Raw genomic sequence first — 18921 nt, forward strand, 5'->3', positions numbered from 1 at the left:
CTAGGAGCCGACTCCTTCGCTCAGCATGTCATCGGGATCAGATAGGCATGAACTCAAACGGCACGGTGCAGGGTTTGGGCGAGCAAGCGTTCAGTTCTATAAAAGTTCGACCCGCACGATCGTCCCCCCGCCGTCCGCGCCGACGATCGACACGCGGCCGCCGTGCCGGTCCACAACCTGCTGGACCAAGTTCAAGCCAAGGCCGCTTCCGGTCGAGCGCGGGCGCAATCGGTGGAACGGCTCGAACACGCGTTCGCGCTCTTCAAGTGGTATGCCGGGGCCATTGTCCTGCACCTCGAATGCGGACCCGACCACCCGGACCATGACATGACGTCCGCCGTGCTCGATCGCGTTCTGGATGAGGTTCGTCAGCACACGCTCAATGGCCGCTGCATCTCCGCGACACGGCATCGTGTTTTCGATCTGGACCTCGATGGTCCGCTCAGACGCAATGAGCAAGGGTGCCAGGTCTCCAACGACCTGGCGAACCAAAGCGGTAAGGTTCAACTCCTCATCGTGCCGATCGGTGTCGAGCCGCTGGAGGTCGAGCAGCTGTTCGGCAAGGGTGCCCAGTCGTTGGACATCCCTCCCCAAGCTGCGCGTTACCGGATCAGACGCAGCGTCCACCTTCGCGCGCAGAATGGCGATTGGCGTTCGCAGCTCGTGAGCCGCGGATGCGATGAACCGCCGCTGCCTTTCATAGCCCTCGTCCAAGCGTCGCAGCGCGTCATTCATCGCGCGGACTAGCGGCGCGATCTCCGATGGGACGTGCTCCTCGCTCAGCCGTCGACCTCGTCGATCCGTGTCGATCTCTTCGGCCTCCTTGGCGATGCGCGCGATGCCGATGAGCGACCGCCTGACGATCCATGGCGTGACGATCAGGGAGGTGAGCACGAGCAGCAGGAACATTGGCGCGAGAATGATGTTAGACGCCACTGCAACGAGAAAGCCCGGCTCGGTGAGCCTGCCATGTCCGAGGATCGTCAGCGTGCCCGCCGGCGCGGCCTCCTTCCGGATTACGGCGGCCAAGTCATAAGGTGCCCGGCGATCTCGGAACTGGGCGTAGGAGAAGTCGGGTAGTCTGCCGACGAGCGATGCGAAGTGGCCGGGTATCCGTCCAAGCGAGACGCTTCGACCCGCATCATTTTCGGCGATGAACCAGAAGTCAGGGCTCGCCGCGCGCAGCTTCCCGAGCTCCGGGGTCAGGCGTACGACGAGGCTGCCATCGTCTCGACGAACGATGGCTCTAGCAATAACCGGGGTGATTTGCTCATCGGTATAAGGCCCGCCGCTGTCCACGCGGAGCGCTACCGCCAGCAGGATCGCGAGCGATACCAGCAGCGCCAGGAAGTTGAAGGCGAGCGGAAGAATGATCAACGGCCTCTTGAGAGAGGTTTGCTTGGTCACGACGCTTCGCGCAGCAGGTAGCCAACGCCCCGGATCGCGTGGATCTCGACGCCGGCCTCGGCGTCGGCGAGCTTTCGGCGAAGGCGAGAGACGTGCGAATCCAATGCGTTCGACTGAACCTCGTCGTCAAAACCATAGACCGCCTGCTCGAGCGTCTCTCGCATCATAGTTCTCCCACGACGCTTCAACAACGCCGCGAGGACGCGGAGCTCACGACGGGGAAGCTCCAGTCGCACGCCGCCAACCGCCACCTCGTCGTTCGACAGGTCGTAGACCAGCATGCCCGCACGGATCTCTTCGCCTGCCAGATCGGCAGGTCGCCTCCGCACGGCACGGATGCGCGCGAACATTTCGTCGAGCGCGAACGGCTTGATAAGGTAGTCGTCGGCACCCTCGTCCAAGCCGGCAATGCGATCGGCGACTTCTCCGCGTGCGCTCAGCACGATGATGGCAAGTCCGGGGTTGCTCGCGCGAAGAGCCGGGACGAGCGTCAGTCCGTCCCCGTCCGGGAGGGTTCGGTCCAGCAGGACCAGGTCGAAGGGCGCCTGCAGCGCCGCTTCCCGGGCGACCTCCAGACGGTCGGCATGGTCGACAACGAAGCGCTCGCGCTCCATCGCGCCGCGTAGCGTTTCCGCGAGCTCAGGCTCGTCTTCGATCAGCAGAACTCTCATCGATCCACCTTAAATCAGTAGCGTTAGCGCATCATGTCCAGACCGATCGGATCGGCGAAGGCGTATTTTGGCAACTTGGATCGCGTTTATAACGGTGCCATATTGTGGGAACATTGCGCAGAAGGAAACTAGAAACCCATTGCGGTATCGCGACGAGGCAGTGAAGAACCGAAAGTCCGTTGAGACATGGCCGAGTCGTCCGTAACCTCTGACGCGCCGAACTCAGCTGCCGTTCCGCTGTAACGAAAGGTTATCTTGCAATATATGTTGCAAGTTAAAGAACCATAGTTGCTAGAAGAAATACGCAATCTTTTTATGGATTGGTATTGTCTCGATGAGATGACAAGCGTCGTCCGCGAGATTTGACGATACAGCAACATGAGAAAGCTATTTTGCTAGCCGTCCTTCATGTCACATATCCTCCGCGATAATTCGTATTATTACCAGCGCGAGGACCATTACTACGTACGAATGATGATTTACGCTGACTTTAAGGGATAATGATTTCGTTGGGGTGATGCTTGGCTAACGCTGTGCCGACCGCCTTGAAAAGCGCGTCCATCGCAACAGGCTTAAATATCACATCGTCCGCACCAGCTGCCAAACATCGCTCCCGTAAAGTCGGCGCGAAGTCCGCCGTAACGACGATGATCGGGACGGCCGCCTTAGCGTCACAACGAGCGCGAATGAACTTTATTGCTGTTAAGCCGTCCACGCCAGGCATTCGCAAACCAATAAGGAGAATTGCGAAATCTTGGTGATCAAGAATGGTAAGGCCTTGCTCAGCGCCTTCCGCTTCTACCATAGTTGCACCTGCGACATTGAGCAGGTCCTTGACAACCCGCCTGTTCATTGCGTCGTCTTCGATAAACAGGACGTTCACTCCGGCTTGCCCGACAGCTGGATAGACGGATGGTTTGAGGCGACGGCATGATTTTCATCGAACATTATCTGACGTCCTCGGATGCTTAAATAGCGGTGCATCATTGGTCCGCACCACTCGATCCAACTTGACGATGCGCCCTGATCGTAGACGTAACCATGTGGGCGTAGCCTTACGTTCAGCCGAGAAGATCACCCGACCTATCAATGAATTCGCAGAAATCGCTGATCGTCAATCTGACACTCGTTTCTGGACTGCGCGTACGTACCCCCGGCAATGCCAGACCGGGCCCCATCGATATTGCGACCATCTGGCGACGTGAACGGCCTCCCACAGCATTGCAGATGCGCCTTGTCATAATGGACAATGGAGCATGGCGATTGTTCATAACCGGTCTAGGATGACATGCTCCCCGTTTTCAGGCCGCTAATAATCTGGCTTCGGTGTCTGTATGCGCCTAGCGGCGGCGGTTCGTAAACTCGACAGGTGCCAACCCGCCAAGGCTGCGGTGCGGGCGAACGGTGTTGCAGTCCGTCCACCATGCCTTAATGATCCGTCTTGCTGCGGCCCGCGTTGGGAACAGGTGTTCGTTCAGACTCGCGTCGCGCAAGCTACCGCTGAAGCTTTCGACGAAACCGTTCTGTTGCGGCCCGCCCAGCGCGATGCGATGCCACTCAATCCCAGTGTCCTTGCACCACGCGAGCACGGCGTGAGTGTTCAGCGCGGCGCCATTGTCGCTGACCACCATGCGCTGCAGCCTGCGACGTTTGGTGATGGCGCTCAGCTCAAGAACGACCCGCCGACACACAGCAAGATATCGACTATGCGCCTCAGACAATTCGGCTCCAGTAGTAGATAACGTCCGGCATACGAAACGACGGCAGCAGGCAAATCAGGCCGATACGAAATAGAGTGACTAACGCTGGTTGAGTTCCTGCGGGATCGCCATCGGCGCCCTTGTCCCTAGCGCTTGCGCCCTTTGCGTTCGCTCACCGTCAGTTTTGCCTCGCGATACGGCCGGTACACCTTCGTCAGGTTTATGCCCTTGCCCCCACGTCCGCACCAGGATCCCCAGCCGCCGGTAGCCGACGCGGGCGCACGGCGCACCCGATCAACGTGTCAGGCCTGGGGTGGTCTCAGGGCTGCGTCGGCATCGCGGCCGACGAGCGTGGCACCGTCGAAGGACACCAGCGTTGAGCCGGCCGGGCCGGCCGGGCCGGTCGGGCCGGTCGTGCCGGACACCGAGTCGGTGTCGGGCGCACCCATGTGGTGGGCGTGGCAACTGCCATGGTAGTGCCGATAGCCCTTGTCGGCGTCGGCAGCGACCTGATCGCCGTCGCCGTCGCCGTCGCCATCGAACTGCGACGCGGCTTCGTACTGGCTCGTCTCGATGCACCCACCGATTTCAGCCGGATGCGCTACCCCGACCCAAACGGTCAGGACGAGCATCAGACAGGCAAGGAAGGCAAGAGCCTACGCATCGACCGATCCGGTAGCAGAGAATGGGATTGCAGTAGCCGGGTATGGCGGCGCGAGCCGCTCACGTCGGGTTTGAGAATTAACGAGAGACCGGAGTTGGGGAGCAAAGAGGGCCCTCTCAGCGTCCGATTATGGACGTCTTGTAAGCCCCGCGCTGCCGGCCAAGTCTTGCCCACGCCCGGACATTCAGGCTGGCGATCCGTGCCCCGATAACATCAATTCGCTAAGCGCGATCTTTCCCGTTTCTCCGTTTCCAACACGCCATTCGGGAACGAGCAATCGGCAACAGGTTGTCAGAAAGGGGGTGCCCGGACGGCTATCGGCGCGATCGCCCGGCGACTGTCCCGCTATGGGTTCGTTTATCGGAAAGTCGGTGTGGCAGGCGTACTCATTCGCCATCATTCAAGCAACGCCATCCCTCTCGTGAGACTCGCCGCTCATTATTTGAGAGCTTGTCTGAAAGCGATATGTCACGCGCGTACCGTATAGCTCAGCTTCGCCTTGGCCGTCCGACGTCGTCCAAAGCCTCGCGGAGTTCTCGAGCGCGCTCGTTTGAAATCTGGCACGCGGTCTCGATCTGTTGAGGAACGGCGGAGACGCTATCCCTCAGGACTTCCCCAGCAGGCGTCAAAGTCACGAACACCTTGCGCTCGTCGTGTGTGTCGCGCTGTCTCGCGACAAGACCGGCCTGATCCAGACGTTTGATCAACGGGGTGATCGTCCCGGTATCCATGCCGAGCCTGGCTCCTAGCTCGCCGACTGAACGCGGCGCATGCCCTAACAATTCTAACACGACCAGATATTGCGGGAATGTCAGCCCCAACGGATCGAGGAACGGCTTGTGCATACGAACCAGCCGGTTCGCCGCTCCATAGAGCGCGAACGACAGCAACGTGTTGACCTCAAGTGAACTCATTTCCAAATCTCTCTTGCGCGCATACATCTTGCGAACTAGATATATGCCGCACTGGCTTTCGTTAGTGGTCTCATGACCATGTTGCCATAACCGGAGTTCCACAAGGTGCCTGAATCTCGCTCGTTTCACGAGGTCGTCCGCAATCGTCGGTCGGTCCGTAGTTTCCTTCCCACAGCGTTAAATGCAAATCTGCTCCGAGCGGTGGCCGACGATGCCCGACATACTCCGTCCAATGCCAACATTCAGCCATGGCAGGTCCATATCGTCTCTGGCGAAACCCGAAACAGGCTCAGCAGGGCAATGCTGGAAGCGGAGGCAAAGGGCAGAATGACGCCGGATTTTCCATTTTCCTATGGCGAGTTTTACGGCCCGTACCGCGAAAGGCAAAAAGCGCAGGGAGCGGCATATTATCAGGCGCTCGGTGTCGCCATCGAGGATTTCGACGAACGCCGATCCACCATGCTAAAGAACCTAGAGTTTTTTGGCGCTCCGCATGTATGTCTTCTGTTCATGCCGGCGTTTCACTCCGTGCGCATCGCCGGTGATGTCGGAATGTATGGGCAGACCTTCCTGCTGGCACTTGAAGCCCATGGACTTGGCGGTGTGCCACAAACGTTGTTGGGGTTTTTCGCGGATACGGCACGGGAGGTGCTAGGCATCGATCCGGCAATGAAGATGCTGTTCGGTATTTCTTTCGGCTATCCCGACATGACGTCCGCCGCAAGCAGGTACCGTATCGAAAAAGCGCCTGTCGACGAAACCGTTACATTTCACCACTAGGCCAGAGCCAGCCAACCGGATTCCAATTTTCGGAAACGGTCGAACCGCAATTGCGGCAATTCCGGTCGTAACAATCATGGCGATCGCTTCCTATATCCATGACCACGACGGGTTTCAGGAATGTTTGATCCCACGATTTGACGGTGCGATCCTTTCGTTCGAATGGAAGGAAGCCGTATGGGACAAGTACGACACGGGAGCGCCATGACCACGCACGCCGTCAGAGCAGCAATGCAGCGATCGCAAGCTTCGCTCTCGTCGCTGAGCCGAGAGCTCGGGATCAACCTCAAGACGGTTGCCAAGTGGCGCAAGCGGGCGACGGTCGAGGATCTGAAGACCGAGCGGAAGGCTCCTTACTCCACGACCTTGACCCAAGCCGAGGAGGCAGTCGCGCACCGCTGCCTGCAACGGCACGGCATATCTCGTCTGCCGCGGAGTGCGGGGGACAAGCAGTAGCGACAGAGATTAAAACGCTACCCGATCGGGTTCTTCCCACATGGATATCGCCGAGGTTCATACTGCCGAGGGCAAACTTTACCTGTTCGTCGGCATCGACCGCACGAGTAAGTTCGAGGTCACCCAGCTCGTCGACAACGCTGACAGGCGAACAGCCTGGGAGTTCCTTGGACACCTGCTGGAAGCGGTGCCGTACCGGATCGATACGATCCCGACCGACAACGGCATCCAGTCTGTAGAGCATCCGCTGACGTGACCCCCGTCGTTCATCCAGCGGCAACCAGAGACCGACCGTTGTTGTGAGGGTCCCCCGGTTTCTCATCCAACCTGGAGGGTGAGTTTCCGGCGTTCTGAGGGTCCCGTTGTTGCTGACGATCATCCTGGGCGCGCCACGCTCGGCGATCAGATCGGCCAGTTCACGTACCACCCGCCTGCCCGAGATCGACGTGTAGAGCACCGCTCGCACGGCGCGCTTTCGTCGCTTCCGGCGACGCACCGTCAGACCTTCCTCGCGGTAGAGCCGCTGGATCTTGTTGCGGTTGATCGCGATGCCGTCTCGGCGCAGCAGGATGTTCAACCGCCGATAGCCGAACCGCCGGCGCCGCTGCGCCAACTCGCGCAGACGGGACCGCGGGCGCGATCATCTGATCGGCACGAGCGATACCGCATGCTTTTGCGATCCGCCTCGATGCCACAGCACGTCCGCCGCTCGCTCATCCCAGCGCCCTCTGGATATGTGCGAACGCTTCCCGCTTCGTGGCGGGCGTCACCGTTTTTTTCAGAGCAGGTTCTCCAGACCTGCGTTGTCGAGCATCGCGTCTGTCAGCCGCCGCTTGACCAGGCGTTCTCCTCCTCGAGCGCCCGCAGCCGCCTTCGCATCGGACACCTCCAGGCGGCCGAACTTGGCCTTCCACGTAATAGGTCGCGCTCGACATCCCGTGACGCCGGCAAAGATCCGTCACTACCGCGCCCGCCTCAGCCTCCCTCAGGATGCCGATAATCTGCTCTTCCGAAAACTGCTTCCGCTTCATCTGTCCGTTCCCTCTTCGGGTCGGACTCTAGCTCCAACTGAAAAATGGGGGTCAGGTCAGCAGCTCAGAAGGTTTCCCGTGCCGCCTCCTGCAGAATCAGTTTGTCCGGTGTCAGGTCGAAGATCGCACGCCGCAGCCGCAGCCGCAGGTTCTCCTTCTCCAGGTTCTTCATCCGTTGAGCCTGATCGGTCTGCAGGCCACCATATTCTTTGCACCAGAGTGTAGTAGGTCTGCTCGCTGACCGCGATCCGCCGGCATGCCTTCGCGGTCGTCCAACCCCGGCCCAACACGATCTCAACGTCAGGCAGCTTCCGGATGATCTCCTTGGGCTTGTGCGTCTTCGCAGGCCTTCGTCGTCTCCTCTTTGATCCAGACTCTCATAGTCGATGCACAACTCGAAGGGGGGAGGCTCAGTTTGATTCCCACAGAAGCGCCCTTCCGGCGCTCATGCGAGAGACGGACGGGCGCCAGCTCAGATCTTGATAACGATCTTGCCAAAGTGCGAACCGCTTTCTTGATGCAGGAAGGCTTCGGCGAGCTGCTCGAGCGGGAAGCTTCGATCGATGATCGGACGGATTGCGTGCGTGCTGAGGAACGCGACGAGATCGGCCTGATCCTGCCTGCATCCGTTGAGACAGCCCTGCAGCCGGACTTGTTTGGTCAAGATGGGCACCATCGGTAGCGCGGCCTCCCAGCCACCCAGGATCCCGATCGACGCGATATGCCCGCCGATCTTCACCGCTTCCAGCGATTGGGCCAGCGTGCTCGGCCCGCCCACGTCGATAACGTGGTGCACCCCCTGATCTTCGGTCCACTCCCAAACGCGCCGACCCCATTCCGATTCGTCGCGGTAGTTGATGACATGGTCTGCGCCGAGCGCACGCAGGCGCTGCGCCTTTGCGTCGGAGGACGTCGTCGCGATCACCACTGCTCCCACCGCCTTGGCAATCTGCAGGGCGTAAATTGAAACCCCGCCTGATCCCTGAACCAGCACGGTTTCGCCTGGCTTGAGGGGGCCGTTGACCATCAGCGCGCGCCAGGCGGTCACGCCGGCGGTGGTTATGGTCGCTGATTCTGCCATGGTGTAGCTGGCGGGCGCATGGGTGAAAGCGCTGACCGATGCCGTGATTTCCTCACGCGCGACGCCATCAACGCCATCGCCCGGCGTTTGAGAAAAGTCGCTCACCTGGGGCGCGCCTTTGGACCATTGTGGAAAGATGCAGCTCACGACCGCGTCTCCCGGCGAGAAATCGACGACGTTCTTGCCGATCGCCTCGACGACGCCGGCGCCGTCCGCCAGCAGGATGCGGCCGTCCTCGGTCGGCGCCGTTCCATTGGCCACTCCATAGTCGTGGAAGTTGATACAGCTCGCGGCGAGCCGAACGCGGATTTCATTCGCGCCCGGCGCTCGCGCAGGCTCGAGTTCTGCCAGCTTGATGCGGTCTAGGCCGCCAGGGGCCTGCAATATCATTGCTCTCATGGTGACTGACTTTCGTTTGCGGGATTAGATGTTCAGGACTGGAAATCGAAGCGTTCGCCGACGAGCTCCTCGCTGAGGCACCAAAGGTGTCGCGCGCGATCCCGATCTAGGGCGTAGGACATCACGCCATCCCGGATGCCGGGCACGTCGTCGATCGCAGCAACTGCGCAGTTTTCCAGGTAACGGCCGCCGACTCTGTCTGCGTCGGCGACAAGCGCCCAGACCGACGTTGCCGCCATCTGTTGCGGCGACTTGAGCGCGAGCGGCGCAATCCCGGCGGCTGCGCGGTCGGCGGCGATCTGGCCGAACACCGCGACCACATCGTCCGGCGACAAGTGCCGCAGTAGCGGCGTCTCGCTTGTACCCGGCATCACGGCGCTCGCTCGCACGCCGCGGTCGCGATGTCGCTGGTCGAATTCGACGGCAAAAAGGATGTTCGCAGTCTTGGAACGTCCATAGGCCTGCCACCGGTCATAGGTGGTGCGCTCATAATTGGGGTCTTCGAGATCGACGTCAGCGCCGCGATGTCCGTTCGAAGAAAGGCTGATCATGCGACCCCCACTGGCGATCAGCGCTGCAAGCCGGTTAACCAGCACGAAGTGACCGAGATGATTGGTCCCGAATTGCGTTTCGAAACCTTCGCTCGTCCGGCCGAGGGGTGTAGCCATCACGCCGGCGTTGGCGATCACGGCGTCGAGCGGCAGCCCTTCGGCGAGCAGCCGGTCCGCACACGCGCGAACGCTGGTCAGCGAAGAAAGGTCGAGCTGGGCCACGGTTAGTCCTCCTCCGCCGCGCGCCGCTGCCGCGTGGATCGTCGCCAATGCCTCGCCGCTGCTGGTGAGACTGCGCACCGTTCCCAAGACCGTCACCCCGCGCGCGACGAGCGCCCGCGCGGTTTCCATGCCGACGCCCGAGGACACGCCCGTCACGAGGACGCGCAGGCCCGCCAGATCGACATCGCGCAGGATATCGTCCGCAGTCTTATGGGCGCCGGCGAGCACGGACGGACCTTCCTGCCCGGGATTCGCGGCGATCATGCGGCTTCCCCCACGATGCTCTTCATTAACAGGAAGTCGGCCAGGCCGTATTTCCCGCCTTCATAGCCGTTGCCGGACATTTTGTAGCCGCCGAAGGAACCCCGCGTGCTGCCAAGCCAGCCATTGATCGCGACGAGCCCCGCCCGGTTTCGCGGAACGATCCTGGCAGCCTCGGCCGGATCGCCGGAAATGGTCGCCGAGAGACCGAAGTCACTGTCGTTCGCCAGCGTGATTGCCTCTTCCAGATCGTCGTAGACCGTGAGCGTCGCAACCGGACCGAAGATCTCCTCGCGAAAGATCCGCATCTCAGGCGTGACCCCCGTCAGAATGGTCGGCCGAACGAAATACCCGATTGGTCGACCGTCAGGCCGCCCTGGCCCGCCCGCGACGAGGGTTGCACCCTCATCGATGGCCGATTGGATAAGGCTCTGGATCTTGTCGAACTGGCTCTCGTTGATGACCGGGCCCATATGGTCACCTGGCTTGCCGCCGGCGTCGACCTTCGTCGCGTCAAAAATGGCCTTGAGGATCGTTTCGGTTTCCTCGGTCTGACTTCGGTGGACGAGTAACCGCGTTGGCGCAATGCAGCTTTGACCGGCGTTCTCGAGCACGCCTTCGATGGTGGGAGGCAAGACAGTTGGCAGATCGGCGCCTTGCAGCACGAGGTTTGGCCCCTTGCCGCCAAGTTCCTGATGAACGCGTTTCACGGTGTCGGCCGCCGCTTTCGCGACGGCAATGCCGCCGCCGGTCGAGCCGGTGAAGCTGACCATATCAACATCGGGATGGCGGCTGAGCGCGTCGCCGATGGTGGAACCCTCGCCCTGAACGAGGTTGAATACGCCCGCGGGCACGCCTGCCTTAGCAAGGATCTCGGCGAGGATGACAGCAGCGCCGGGTGCTTGACGCGACGGCTTGAGAACGATCGTGTTACCCGCAGCCAGCGCAGGAACGATCTTCGCGCACATCTGCAGGAGGGGCCAATTCCACGGCGTGATCAAAGCCACCACGCCGATCGGCTCGTGGACAACACGCACGTCCGCCAACTGCTCAGAAAATTCGAATGTGGCGAGGGTGTCGAGCATACCAGTGAAATGCGTTCTGGCGAACGGTGCCTGGCGTTCGCGTACGAAATCGATAGGTGAGCCGACTTCCGCGCTGATTACGGCGGCCAGATCGGGGATGCGAGCCTCAAATTCTGTGATGATGCGGCGGATGAGGGCCAGCCGCTCTTCGATGCTGGTTCGAGAATAACTGGCGAAGGCGTTCCGCGCAGCGGCAACGGCCGCATTTACATCGGTTGGCGTGCCGAGCACGATTTCCGACGCGCGCTGTTCAGTGGACGGATTGATGACGTGGTCAATCGATCCGCCGTCGCTATTGACCCACTCGCCAGCGATGTACTGTTGTAGATAACTGCGCATATGATCCTCCATTTCAGTAGGTACGAGGTGAACCGGCGGGCCGGCCATCTGCTGCCCGGCCGGCCCGCGAACCGCGTTGCCTGTCCCTGAAGGTGGCGGTGAGGCGCAGTTGCTTGAATGTCGGATACGATCAGGTTTTTGCCCAATCCGATCGCAATCTTGCCGTGGGGCATCGGACTGCTCAGATAGCCCTCATGAAAGACCTGCTCGAACAGATGCGAGACCGTGCGCTGCGCCATACGGATCAGTCTCAGATGACTACGGCCGTGCCACGGCTGAGCATCGCCATTTTTCGCGGGGCGCCGGTACCGGAGAACACGATGTGTGGTGTCGGGATCTGTCTGGTCGTCCAGGGCCGGAAACAGTTGTCGCTCGGTGAGGAGTTTCTCATCCAAGGTCGCGGTCGATCATTCGCTTCGCTGGTGGAGTTGCCGGCGACACGTTGTCTCTACGAGACGAGGCTGCGCGAGCCCTATGTGGCCGTGGGTCTTACGATCGACCGGAGCCTCCTTCGGCAATTGCTGGCCGAGACCTCGGGTCCGATTGGCGTTCCCCCCACCGAGAGTTTCAGCCTCGACGACAGCTCGTCTGCGCTGCTCGAGGCTTGGAATCAGCATATGGCGCTGCTCGACGCGCCGGCCGACGTCCCTGCTCTGGCAGTGCCTCGCGAGCGTGAGCTTCTGTATAGGCTCCTTCAGAGCCGCCACGGTGGCCTATTGCGCCAATATGCGCGGGATGACGGCGTCCTTACGCAGATCAACCGGGTGATCGACTGGATGCGAGCACATTTCGATCAACCGCTACCTGCACGTACGCTCGCCGGGCTCGCCGGCATGAGCTTGCCGGCGTTCAATCGGCATTTCCGGCAGGCAACGGCGACCAGTCCGCTGCAGTATCAAAAGGCCCTAAGACTGCAGGCGGCACGACATCTTCTTTCCCGTGACAACGGCGTCTCGCAGGCAGCACGCGCAGTCGGCTACGAAAGTGCGTCTCAATTTAGTCGCGAATATTCGCGCACGTTTCATCGCTCGCCCAAGCAGGATGCCCTCTTCATGCGGGAGGGCGAGAAGGGCCTCCTGAATGTCATGATTTAAGGCTGAAGCCCACCCGCTTAGCTGAGGGGCCCCCGGTTTCTCATCCAACTTGGGACGAGTTTCCGGCATTCATTCGGCGGTTTTCGACGATCGCCCGTCTCCGAAGGCCCTTCTGCGACCGCCACGTTTACCGAAGTAAACCATTCGGTCAGCTTGGCGACAATTGCTCCGGTCGTGCAGACTACCGCAATGCCATCTTCGGAGTTAGGCCAGCGACCACTGCTTGCAAGGTCTGCACCTGGCCCTGCTCGAACAGCGGCACCTGGCTGCGCCCCGTGCCCGCGAGCGTCAACTTGACTTTCATTCCAGCCTGATCGTCTTGCCGGCGCCGTTGGCTAGGCAGTCAACTCGTTGCCGTCGCCAATCCTATTGGAATCAGCATCCGTCATTTTCGTAGCGCGTCCGAACCTCCGGCCTTCCTCACGGAGCCGGGAGGACCTCACGGCGGATGGATATTCGGTGATGATCGACTCGTCGGATGTTCGATCGCTGAAAACGCCCGACATCAACGCAATATCAGGATCACCCCGTGCTTCTCCCCGGATCGCTTTCGGTCAGGATCGCAGCTCGATTGAGATCGCAGAAAGCGAGAGCCAACCTCTATCGATGCCGGTCGTTCGGCATCCGTCGGCGCAGAGGTCCACAGCCGCTCGCTCAACTAGGCCGATCGTCACATTGGGTGATGCCGTCCGAGCCGAGAACATCGCCCGGGACTTCGGCGTCCGTATCGCGCAACGCGAACAGCGCTCGCAGGTCGGCCGGCCGGGTTGACAGGTCCGCGATCGTGTAGCAGTCGAGCGTGTTGAGGAACGCCTGAGTCGCCTCTGCCAGGACGCGGGGCAGGCCACACGCTGGGGCGATCACGCATCCACCACATTCCACCAGACTAAAGCCGCCTTCTGTATGGCGTACCAACTCGCCGACGTTGATATCCGCCGCGGGCCGCGCCAGACGCAAACCGCCGTTCCGCCCGCGGATCGTCTCCACGAAGCCCGCACGGCTTAGGCCCTGGACGACCTTCATCAGGTGGTTCTGCGAGATCAGATAGCGCGACGCGATCCGACCGATCGAGGCCAGTTCGTTCTCGTGCACGGCGAGATGGATCAGCACGCGAAGCGCATAATCGGTGTACCGGGTCAGCTTCATAAGAGTTCGCCAATACAGGTATTTGACTTGCATGTATATGGCGCCCTAATAGAGGTATCACGAATACCCCTTATTGGAGTCGTCCATGTCCGCGTCGCCGTCCCTGCAAACAATCGCCATCGTAAAGGCTACCGTTGTGGCGCTGGAAGAACATGGCGGCGCCATCACGGGCGCGATGTATCGTCGGCTCTTCGAGGACGCAGGCATCGCCGGTTTATTCAACACAGCCAATCAGAAGAACGGCGCACAGGTTCATGCCCTGGCAAGCGCTGTCCTTGCCTACGCCCGCAACATCGAGAATCTTGGCGTCCTCGGGCCTACGGTCGAACGGATCGCCCAAAAGCATATCGGCTACGCCATCAGGACCGAGCATTATCCGTACGTCGCAACGGCCCTGCTTGGCGCGATCGAGGAAGTGCTGGGCGACGCCGCCACTCCGGAGGTCCTCGCCGCATGGGGCGAGGCATATTGGTTTCTCGCCGGTATTCTGACGGGGCGCGAAGAAACGATCCGCACGGAGATCATGACGCATGAGGGCGGGTGGACCGATTGGCGCGGGTTCGTCATCGCCGAACGACGGCCAGAAAGCGAAGGCATCGTGTCCTTCGTTCTCAAGCCCGTAGATGGTCGTCCGGTGCTACGCCATCTTGCGGGTCAGTATCTCACGTTTCGCTTCGACGCTGCGGGCTTGCCCGGACTGAAGCGCAACTTTTCAATCTCGTCCGGCCCCAGCGACGATTATTATCGCATCACCGTCAAGCGGCAGGCGGACGGGGGTGCGTCGGCATTTCTGCACGATCATGGCTTCCCTGGCGCGATCGTCGAGACCACGCCGCCTGCCGGCGACTTCTTTCTCGCCGACGTGCCTGACCGCCCGATCGTACTGCTGTCCGGCGGCGTGGGACTGACGCCGATGGTCAGCATGATGGAGATGATCGCGCACGCGCATTCGTCCGCTCGCGTCTGGTACGTTCACGGCACGGCGAGCCGCGAGGCGCATGCCCTCGATGCGCACATTCGCGAACTGGCGGAGCTGCACGGCGGAACACGGGTCCATACCTTCTACGAACGGCGAGGCGAAGCGGACGATGCGGAAGCCGGGCTGGTCACGATCGAGTGGTTGAAGGCCAACACGCCGTTCGAAGAAGCCGACTTCTACCTCTGCGGTCCGCGTCCCTTTCTGCGCTCCTTCGTTCCCGGTCTGATCGAAGCGGGCATACCATCGGACCAGGTCCACTACGAACTGTTCGGTCCGACTGATGAAGCGTTTGCGGCATAGGAGGAAAGAATGCTCAACCGGCTCAACATGACGTTGCCAATCGTTCAGGCTCCTATGGCTGGCGTCTCGACACCGACACTGGCAGCAACGGTCTCGAATGCCGGCGGGCTTGGATCGATTGGGGTCGGCGCGACCGACGCCGACGGTGCCCGCGCGATGATCGAAGAAACTCGAGCGCGCATCGATCGCATCGACGGCGCCTTCAACGTCAATGTGTTCGTCCACGCCAGCCCCACGGCTGATTCGGAGCGCGAACGCGCATGGCTGGAATGGCTTGCGCCGTTGTTCGCCGAATTCGACGCCGAGCCGCCCAAGGCGCTCCGTACGATCTATAGGAGCTTTGCCGACGATGCCGACATGCTGGAGACGCTGCTCGCGTTGAAGCCTCCCGTCGTCAGCTTCCATTTTGGCTTACCGCCCGCAGATGCGCTCTCCGCCCTTCGCGCGCGCGGCATCTACCTGATGGCGACAGCCACCAGCTTGGAGGAAGCGCACGAGATCGAAGCGGCGAGGATCGACGCTATCGTGGCGCAGGGCATCGAGGCGGGCGGACACCGAGGCGTCTTCGATCCGGCAAAGCCCGACGATGCTCTCGGTACGCTGGCGCTAACGCGCCTGCTGGTGCGGAAGACGAAACTGCCTGTCATCGCTGCGGGCGGGATCATGGATGGGGCAGGCATCGCGGCGGCCCTAGACCTCGGCGCGGTCGCAGCGCAACTCGGTACTGCGTTCGTAGCCTGTCCGGAGTCCGCCGCCGATGATGCCTACCGCGCGGCATTGAACGGTCCGGGAGCGTATCGCACAACCCTGACGTCGTTGATCTCCGGACGCCCTGCGCGGGCGATCGCCAATCGTTTCACGGCGTTGATCGAACAACTGTCCGAGCGGCGGCCGCCCGACTACCCCATTGCATACGACGCCGGCAAAGCCCTGCACACTGTTGCACGAGCGCGCGATGAACACGGCTTCGGGGCGCAATGGGCGGGGCAGGGGGCACCGCTTGCGCGCGCCATGCCTGCTGCCACTCTCGTTGAAACACTTAAGGACGAGCTGTACGCCGTCCGCACTCGGAAGGACCGGTAATGCCGCTGCTCAACATCCATATCGTGAAGGGCCGTCCGGCAGAGGCCGTCGCCGAACTACAGCAGGTGATTCATGAAGCGATGATAGAAGCGTTCCAGGTGCCGGTCCGTGACCGCTATCAGATCGTCATCGAGCATGAAGCCTCCCACCTGATCATGGAGGATACTGGGCTTGGCTTCGAGCGTACCGGGCAGCGTGTTCTGATTCAGATGACGACGCGTCCGCGCTCGCAGGAGATGAAGCAGGCATTCTATGGGGCGGTGACGCGGGGCCTTGCCGAACGCTGCGACGTTGCGCCGCAGGACGTGATGTTCTCCGTGCTCGAGAACAGCGACGCGGACTGGAGCTTCGGATTCGGGAAGGCGCAGTTTCTCACTGGCGACCTGTGAATGCGGGAGGGCCCATCCTACCGATCGTGTCGATGCTGCTACTGGCGGGAAACCGTTCGGTTTCGTCGATCAACGACCACTGGCGCTGCGCGGGGGGCGTCGCTGGGAAACCTGGTTCTACACCCCGTGCGCGCTTGATCCCCATCGTGCTGTTCCGGGCCGATCCATCTCAAGCTTTGTGAGTCCTAAGCCCCCTTTCAAAGTACCAGGCTCCCTTCTTCGCAAGCCGTTGCATAGTCAGCGACGCCTTGCACACCGATCGTGTGAGCGTTGAAATCGTGATGGAAGTCGGAGAAGCACCGTTCGTAGCTTCGGGTCGATTACCGCCTGCGGAACGATGCAAAGCAATGCCATGACATCCGAAACTTCTAGCACTATGCGACCGCTTCGTAGACGGGCGGAAAACGATCTCGAACTGCTATGCCGAAGTCGATAACAGGATTGCCTCAACAAGGATTGTGGCACGGCGGCGTGGCATCGGTCACGGCGTGCGGATCTTGGATCGCGCGCTTCGGGACTTCTCCTCCGTGAAATGGCGTACACCGCCATTTCACGCCTGTGCGCAACGAACGTCACTCCTCAGACCGCTAGCGTGTTTGTCTACGCTTCTGCCGCTATCTGCTTCCTCGGAGCGAGTGCCGGCGGCGTGCTGACGATGCTCGGCCACCATCTGCTCGATGGCATCGAGGTCGGCGAGCGCTGGTGGCCCCGAACTCGTGACACCTTCCTGTCCCCGGAGAACTCGAAGTCATGAATACGATGGAGCCCGCAATGCCGGTCGTCGGACGCGATGCCGACGGCAGCCGGACCGTACGCGAGAGTGCGGGAGCGATGCTGGGACGTTTCGCCTCGACCCAAGCTGCACAGCGCTTTGCGCAAGGGGAGCGACGCGACCGTACCGCCAACGAGATCGCCACGTCCGCAGGGTTTCGGCCGCGGATCTCCGGCCGTCTGAGCCTACGCAACGCCGCGACGTTGAGAACGAGAAAGCAGCCGAGGGCTTTCAGCGCGATCGGCTTCGCGACTGTCTCCCTCGGATTCCTGATCGGGACAGCCGGAACAGCGATAGAGGACGTCGGGGCAACGTCGATCGCTCCCCGACGCGGTAATTTATTAGCGCGAGAGTAGATAGAGCTTCTTCTGACGAAAATCCCAGACTGTTTTATACTGTTTTAGGAAGGCGTAACCGAGCTCAAGTTCGGTGTTTTCGGTCACGCCAATTGATTTCGATGCTGGTGACGGCCCTTTCTGAACCTCGAGTGACTGCAGCGTAATATCTACCATGTTGGCAATCCGAACACCGGTTGTATCAAACGCATCGGGTTCTGACGTCGGCTTGAGATGGCCATTCGCAAGTAGGCCGGTTCTATCCGCGTTCGAAATGTAAAGCGCCCCGTTCATGCCGGTATCGAGACTGACAATTGCATCCAACCCGCCGATTTGGGCCATTAATAGTGGATGATTGGGTAGCTTGCGTGTCTGGAAAGGCAGAACGACAACGACCTTTTCTCCGCGAAGATACTGCTGCGGCCCCTTTTTATAGAACGTCGCCCTTGATCGCCTGTAATCCAATTTCAAGGCATGATCCCTGAAAAAGTTGTAACCGATCCAGCCAAGGAAGTCTGGCGTGATCCCTTCCAGCATCCGCGCATCTTGGCTTCTCACGCTGGTCACGCGGGGAAAGCGCATGTTGGCAATACGAATATCGTCTACGGCTGCATGCAGGCGGATGTCGAAGGTCTGTCCACTACCGAAGAAGCCGCTGCCGATCCGGGTTCCGCCGCTCAGCTGCACCCGATGATCATTGATAACAAGGGCGTCTCGCATGCCCGTGTCGAGCATGAACTTGCCCTTGATACCGGCGATTTCCCCCTGCACGAACGGAAATTCTCGCACCATAACGATCGGCAGGGTCACGGTAGCGCTGGTAAGCTGCGCCTCTGGCGCTCGGTTCGATACTGAAGGTGTGACCTGGCCCGAAGCAGCAGATATCGGCGAGTTGAGGTTCACAACGAAAGTGGCCGAGGTAAGCGCGGCAGCTGCACAAGCCAACCTGCTTCCCGCAGTCACGCCGCCCGCTAACTTTATTTTGCTCATATGGCTCTGTTGCAAGATCGATGGCTCCAAGGCGAATAGCCTACGCGTCACCGCGCCGAATGCATACCTATTCTCATCGCGCTGTATTTGATGGCGGTTTTTCGTCAACGTCGGCCATTCTTGAAATGGTGTCTTTTTGCCGGAATGCTTGGCATGTATCGTGGACACCTCGCTGTTAGGGCGCCGGGTCATCCGCGAACTGAGCACCTGCGTCGAACGGCACGGGCTACCCATGGTGGCATGGACGTGTCGCAGTCGCGCAAGCTAAAGGT

General features: G+C 60.7%; 18 protein-coding genes and 3 pseudogenes. 7 read left to right on the plus strand and 14 right to left on the minus strand.

Annotated elements, in window-relative coordinates:
* Positions 1 to 96: 96 nt before the first annotated feature.
* From EQZ23_RS06365 to EQZ23_RS06390, 6 genes are all read right to left on the minus strand, one after another.
* Positions 97 to 1407, minus strand: a complete 1311-nt coding sequence (locus EQZ23_RS06365) for a HAMP domain-containing sensor histidine kinase (RefSeq protein ID WP_128453663.1) — start codon at positions 1405 to 1407, stop codon at positions 97 to 99.
* Positions 1404 to 2078, minus strand: a complete 675-nt coding sequence (locus tag EQZ23_RS06370) for a response regulator transcription factor (protein WP_128453664.1) — start codon at positions 2076 to 2078, stop codon at positions 1404 to 1406. Before EQZ23_RS06370 ends, EQZ23_RS06365 begins: the two co-directional genes overlap by 4 nt.
* Positions 2079 to 2568: 490 nt before the next feature.
* Positions 2569 to 2961, minus strand: coding sequence for a response regulator (locus EQZ23_RS06375; protein ID WP_128453665.1), 393 nt, complete (start codon positions 2959 to 2961; stop codon positions 2569 to 2571).
* Positions 2962 to 3418: 457 nt separating this feature from the next.
* Positions 3419 to 3709 carry an integrase core domain-containing protein gene (locus EQZ23_RS06380; RefSeq protein ID WP_128453666.1) on the minus strand — a complete coding sequence of 97 codons (291 nt, stop codon included), beginning with the start codon at positions 3707 to 3709 and terminating at the stop codon, positions 3419 to 3421.
* A 371-nt stretch (positions 3710 to 4080) separates the two neighbouring features.
* Positions 4081 to 4410, minus strand: coding sequence for a hypothetical protein (locus EQZ23_RS06385; protein WP_128453667.1), 330 nt, complete (start codon positions 4408 to 4410; stop codon positions 4081 to 4083).
* Positions 4411 to 4930: 520 nt separating this feature from the next.
* Positions 4931 to 5383: a MarR family transcriptional regulator gene (locus EQZ23_RS06390; RefSeq protein ID WP_240663376.1), complete on the minus strand. Its 453-nt coding sequence runs from the start codon at positions 5381 to 5383 to the stop codon at positions 4931 to 4933.
* A gap of 78 nt (positions 5384 to 5461) precedes the next feature.
* On the opposite strand from EQZ23_RS06390, the gene EQZ23_RS06395 reads away from it, so the two are divergent.
* Complete coding sequence (locus tag EQZ23_RS06395) at positions 5462 to 6136, plus strand: nitroreductase (RefSeq protein ID WP_128453668.1); 675 nt, start codon at positions 5462 to 5464, stop codon at positions 6134 to 6136.
* A 177-nt stretch (positions 6137 to 6313) separates the two neighbouring features.
* A pseudogene (locus EQZ23_RS06400) lies at positions 6314 to 6824 on the plus strand (IS481 family transposase); the annotation flags it as partial.
* 123 nt (positions 6825 to 6947) lie between these two features.
* Here the strand turns inward: EQZ23_RS06400 and EQZ23_RS20220 are convergent.
* The 5 genes and pseudogenes from EQZ23_RS20220 to EQZ23_RS06430 all read right to left on the minus strand — a co-directional run.
* Positions 6948 to 7623: pseudogene (locus tag EQZ23_RS20220) on the minus strand (transposase); the annotation flags it as partial.
* A gap of 76 nt (positions 7624 to 7699) precedes the next feature.
* A pseudogene (locus EQZ23_RS06415) lies at positions 7700 to 7943 on the minus strand (transposase); the annotation flags it as partial.
* 152 nt (positions 7944 to 8095) lie between these two features.
* The gene (locus EQZ23_RS06420) at positions 8096 to 9094 is read right to left on the minus strand and encodes an NAD(P)-dependent alcohol dehydrogenase (RefSeq protein WP_346427812.1); all 999 of its coding nucleotides are present in this window, start codon (positions 9092 to 9094) and stop codon (positions 8096 to 8098) included.
* Between the two features lie 41 nt (positions 9095 to 9135).
* Positions 9136 to 10104: an SDR family NAD(P)-dependent oxidoreductase gene (locus tag EQZ23_RS06425; protein ID WP_240663377.1), complete on the minus strand. Its 969-nt coding sequence runs from the start codon at positions 10102 to 10104 to the stop codon at positions 9136 to 9138.
* 32 nt (positions 10105 to 10136) lie between these two features.
* Positions 10137 to 11561, minus strand: coding sequence for an aldehyde dehydrogenase family protein (locus EQZ23_RS06430; RefSeq protein WP_128453672.1), 1425 nt, complete (start codon positions 11559 to 11561; stop codon positions 10137 to 10139).
* Positions 11562 to 11755: 194 nt separating this feature from the next.
* Between EQZ23_RS06430 and EQZ23_RS06435 the strand changes: the two genes are divergently transcribed.
* Entirely contained in the window at positions 11756 to 12655 is a 900-nt protein-coding gene (locus EQZ23_RS06435) for an AraC family transcriptional regulator (RefSeq protein ID WP_128453673.1), read from the plus strand.
* 181 nt (positions 12656 to 12836) lie between these two features.
* Here EQZ23_RS06435 and EQZ23_RS20450 read toward each other — a convergent pair whose 3' ends face one another.
* On the minus strand, positions 12837 to 12959 hold the full coding sequence (locus EQZ23_RS20450; protein ID WP_276318456.1) for a hypothetical protein: 123 nt from the start codon (positions 12957 to 12959) through the stop codon (positions 12837 to 12839).
* Between the two features lie 350 nt (positions 12960 to 13309).
* Complete coding sequence (locus EQZ23_RS06440) at positions 13310 to 13801, minus strand: Rrf2 family transcriptional regulator (RefSeq protein WP_128453674.1); 492 nt, start codon at positions 13799 to 13801, stop codon at positions 13310 to 13312.
* Between the two features lie 85 nt (positions 13802 to 13886).
* On the opposite strand from EQZ23_RS06440, the gene hmpA reads away from it, so the two are divergent.
* The 4 genes from hmpA to EQZ23_RS06460 all read left to right on the plus strand — a co-directional run bounded on the left by hmpA (position 13887) and on the right by EQZ23_RS06460 (position 17306).
* Entirely contained in the window at positions 13887 to 15080 is a 1194-nt protein-coding gene (gene hmpA, locus EQZ23_RS06445; protein WP_128453675.1) for an NO-inducible flavohemoprotein, read from the plus strand.
* 9 nt (positions 15081 to 15089) lie between these two features.
* Entirely contained in the window at positions 15090 to 16163 is a 1074-nt protein-coding gene (locus EQZ23_RS06450; protein WP_128453676.1) for a nitronate monooxygenase, read from the plus strand.
* Positions 16163 to 16552, plus strand: coding sequence for a tautomerase family protein (locus EQZ23_RS06455; protein WP_128453677.1), 390 nt, complete (start codon positions 16163 to 16165; stop codon positions 16550 to 16552). Before EQZ23_RS06450 ends, EQZ23_RS06455 begins: the two co-directional genes overlap by 1 nt.
* A 532-nt stretch (positions 16553 to 17084) precedes the next feature.
* Positions 17085 to 17306 carry a hypothetical protein gene (locus tag EQZ23_RS06460; protein ID WP_128453678.1) on the plus strand — a complete coding sequence of 74 codons (222 nt, stop codon included), beginning with the start codon at positions 17085 to 17087 and terminating at the stop codon, positions 17304 to 17306.
* A gap of 359 nt (positions 17307 to 17665) precedes the next feature.
* Here EQZ23_RS06460 and EQZ23_RS06465 read toward each other — a convergent pair whose 3' ends face one another.
* Positions 17666 to 18817, minus strand: coding sequence for a hypothetical protein (locus EQZ23_RS06465; RefSeq protein ID WP_128453679.1), 1152 nt, complete (start codon positions 18815 to 18817; stop codon positions 17666 to 17668).
* Between the last annotated feature and the right edge of the window lie 104 nt (positions 18818 to 18921).

The organism is Sphingomonas sp. UV9, assembly GCF_004101245.1.
Lineage (GTDB): Bacteria > Pseudomonadota > Alphaproteobacteria > Sphingomonadales > Sphingomonadaceae > Sphingomonas.